Source organism: Komagataeibacter kakiaceti JCM 25156, assembly GCF_000613305.1.
Window position 1 is genome coordinate 1 of record NZ_BAIO01000674.1, and the last position, 1063, is coordinate 1063.

The following is a 1063-nucleotide window of genomic DNA, read 5'->3' on the forward strand; positions in this document are numbered from 1 at the left end:
CCGTCGCCACCGGAATGACCGGCCACACCGGTATGGGCGGAAAGCGCGGCAATGCCGGGCTGCAGGCGCACGGGCGCGCCGGGTGGCGTGCGCGTGCCTTCGGGGAAGATGATGATCTGGCGTCTGTCCGTCACGGCCCTGTCGGTCGCGGCAAGCAGCGCGCGCAGTGCCCTGGCCCCGCCATCGCGGTCCACCGGGATCATGCCGCTCAGCCGCAGCATGGGGCCGACCAGCGGGATCCGCTCCAGTTCACGTTTCATGACATAGGTGGGGCGCGGCACCAGGTTCATCCATACCAGCGCGTCAAAGGCGGACTGGTGCTGGCACGCCAGCAGGCAGGAGCCGCCGGGCAGGTGCTCCCTGCCGCTGACCTGTATGCGGATTTTACAGATACGTTCCAGCCCCCGCAGGGTCAGCCCCGTCCACAGCTTGGCATAGGCCAGCGCGTGGCCCGGCGCGAACAGCCGGATGGGAAACGCGATAACACCCATCACGACGGTCAGCAGCAGGAAATACAGGTTGAACACAAGCGCGCGCAGTAGGGTCATTGCAAACAGGTCCATCAGTGCGGGATGCGGCTATCCTAACACCAGAAAACGCCCGCCACGACAAGCCGGATGCCGGATCAGCCCAGTCCCTCCGGAATGCCGGCGCGCGTATCGGAATGGTGGATCAGGCTGTGCAGCGGGCGGGTCAGGCGCGGCAGGTCCAGGCAGGCCAGCAGCCATTTGTCATATTCCACAACCATGAGCCGCAGCGTCGCGGGGTGGAGCAGGTGGTGCAGCGCGGGCGGGCGTATGGGGTAGCCGTACAGCCGGACATCGGGGATGGTGCGCGATATTTCCAGCATGGCGCGGCGGATGTGATACCCCGCTGTGACCACAATCAGGCTGTGGATGTTGTTGGCGTGGACCCATGCCGCCGTCTCGTCCGCATTGCCCAGCGTGGAGGTGGCGCGCCGGCCCAGCGTGGTGCGGGTCCATAACGGCAGGGGAACGGGCTGGGGCAGGCGGTGCAGGAAATCCTCCAGCGTCGCGTGCAGGTCCACGCCCGAAATCAGCAG

The 1063-nt window shown here is 66.7% G+C and carries 1 protein-coding gene and 1 pseudogene; both read right to left on the reverse strand.

Going from position 1 to position 1063, the window contains the following annotated elements:
• Positions 1 to 548 (reverse strand): annotated as a pseudogene (locus JCM25156_RS25950) (lysophospholipid acyltransferase family protein); the annotation flags it as partial.
• 77 nt (positions 549 to 625) lie between these two features.
• On the reverse strand, positions 626 to 1063 hold a 438-nt coding region (locus JCM25156_RS17845), incomplete at its 5' end, for a YdcF family protein (RefSeq protein WP_025814219.1).